This is a genomic window from Streptomyces sparsus, from assembly GCF_054776295.1.
In genome coordinates, this window is sequence record NZ_BAAHCA010000881.1 from 1 (window position 1) to 2,029 (window position 2,029).

Here is a 2,029-nt window from a genome sequence, read left to right on the forward strand (position 1 = left end):
GCGGGGCGCGCTGGGTGTGTGCGGCGGCGACGGCACGGTCATCGCCGCGGCGCGCATGGCCGTCCGGTACGGGGTGCCGCTGGCGGTGCTGCCCGGCGGCACGCTCAACCACTTCGCGCTCGACCTGGGAATCGAGGAGGTGCTGGACACCGCGGCGGCCCTCAACGAGGGCGAGGCGGTGAAGGTGGACCTCGGCAGGTTCGGTGCGGACGGTTCGTTCCTCAACACCTTCGCCCTGGGCGCCTATCCGGAGCTGGTACGGGTGCGCGAGCGCTGGTCACCGCGGATCGGCGGCTGGCCCGCGGGGGTGCTGGCGGCGTTCCAGGTGCTGCGGCACTACCGTCCGATCGAGGTGCGGATGAACGGCGAACAGCACCAGATCTGGCTGCTGTTCGCGGGCAACTGCCGCTACAACGGTCTCGGCCTGACGCCGCAGCGGCGCTCCGACCTGTCCGACGGCCTGTTGGACGTGCGGGTGGCGCACGCGGGCCAGTGGGCGCGCACCCGGCTGCTGCTGGCCGCGCTGGGCGGCACCCTGGAGCAGTCCCCCGCGCACGGCAAGGTGCGGGTGCGGCGGCTGCGGGTCGACTGGATCCAGCCCGGCACGCCGATGGCGTTCGACGGTGAGGTGACCGACGCCCCGCGGGACCTGCTGCTGGAGAAGCGGCCGGAGGCGCTGGTGGTGTACTGCCCGCTCAGCCGGTAGCGCCGCACCGATCGGCGATCACCATCCCCATCCCGTCCACGGATTGAGACGAACTGTCCCGGGATACGGACGCGGTTCTAGGCTGCCGGCATGCCGGAGAATCCCGCCGTGTACACCCACGGCCACCACGAGTCCGTACTGCGCTCCCACCGCAGCCGCACCGCGGCCAACTCGGCCGCCTACCTGCTGCCCGAGCTGAGGCCCGGCCTGGACCTGCTGGACGTGGGCTGCGGGCCGGGCACCATCACCGTCGACCTGGCGGAGCTGGTAGCGCCGGGACGGGTCGCGGCGGTGGACGCGGCCCCCGACGCGCTGGCGGCGGCCCGTGCGGCCGCCGGCGAACGCGGGGTGCGGGGCATCGAGTTCTCCCGCGGCGACGTGCACCGGCTGGACTTCCCCGACGACTCCTTCGACGTGGTCCACGCTCATCAGGTGCTCCAGCACGTCACCGATCCGGTGGCGGCGCTGCGCGAGATGCGCCGGGTCTGCCGGCCCGGCGGTGTGGTCGCCGCGCGGGACGCCGACTACTCGGCGATGACCTGGTACCCGTCGCTGCCCGCGATGGACGCCTGGCTGGAGCTGTACGGCCGGGTCGCCCGGGCGGGCGGCGGTGAGCCGGACGCGGGGCGGCGTCTGCTGGCCTGGGCCGAGCAGGCCGGGTTCTCCGACGTGGTCGCGTCCGCCGGCGCCTGGTGCTTCGCCACCGAACCGGAGCGGGCCTGGTGGAGCGGGCTGTGGGCGGACCGCACGGTCCACTCCGACTACGCGGACCTGGCGGTGTCCGGCGGGCACGCCACCGCGGCGGAGCTGGCCGGCATCGCCGCCGGCTGGCGTTCCTGGGGAGCGGCCGACGGCGCCTGGTTCGCCGTGCTGCACGGGGAGATCCGCTGCCGCGTCTGACATCGGCCCAGGTCCGCAACTAGCCTGTGCGGCATGGAGATTCTCGGAACCTCGCTGCGTGTGTGCGTGCCCGACCTCGACGCTGCCGTCCCGGTGTACGAACGGCTGACGCGGAGTGAGGCGATGCGGTTCAACAACGGCCCGGTCTCGGCCGCCGCCGTCGGACCGTTCATGCTGATGACCGGCCCGGAGCAGCACCTGAACGTGCTGCGCAAGATCACCGCGACGCTGGCCGTGCGCGACGTGGGGACGGCCGTCGACGAGTTGCGCGAGGTCGGCGCCGAGATCATCGCGGGCCCGCAGGCCACGCCGATCGGCCGGAGCGTCGTGGCCCGCCACCCGGACGGCTCGATCTTCGAGTACGTGGACCGCCCGGGTACCTGACCGGCCGCCGGGCCGGGCCGGCCGCTGGACGGCGGCCGG

General features: G+C 74.1%; 3 protein-coding genes. All 3 read left to right on the forward strand.

Annotation, left to right across the window (positions count from 1 at the left end; all coding sequences use genetic code 11):
- Positions 1-706, forward strand: a 706-nt coding sequence (locus ACYVE9_RS24450) for a diacylglycerol/lipid kinase family protein (RefSeq protein ID WP_461030067.1), incomplete at its 5' end; no start/stop codon positions are given.
- A 90-nt stretch (positions 707-796) separates the two neighbouring features.
- Positions 797-1,606, forward strand: a complete 810-nt coding sequence (locus ACYVE9_RS24455; protein WP_461030068.1) for a class I SAM-dependent methyltransferase — start codon at positions 797-799, stop codon at positions 1,604-1,606.
- A gap of 33 nt (positions 1,607-1,639) precedes the next feature.
- Positions 1,640-1,990, forward strand: a complete 351-nt coding sequence (locus ACYVE9_RS24460) for a VOC family protein (protein WP_461030069.1) — start codon at positions 1,640-1,642, stop codon at positions 1,988-1,990.
- Positions 1,991-2,029: the final 39 nt, after the last annotated feature.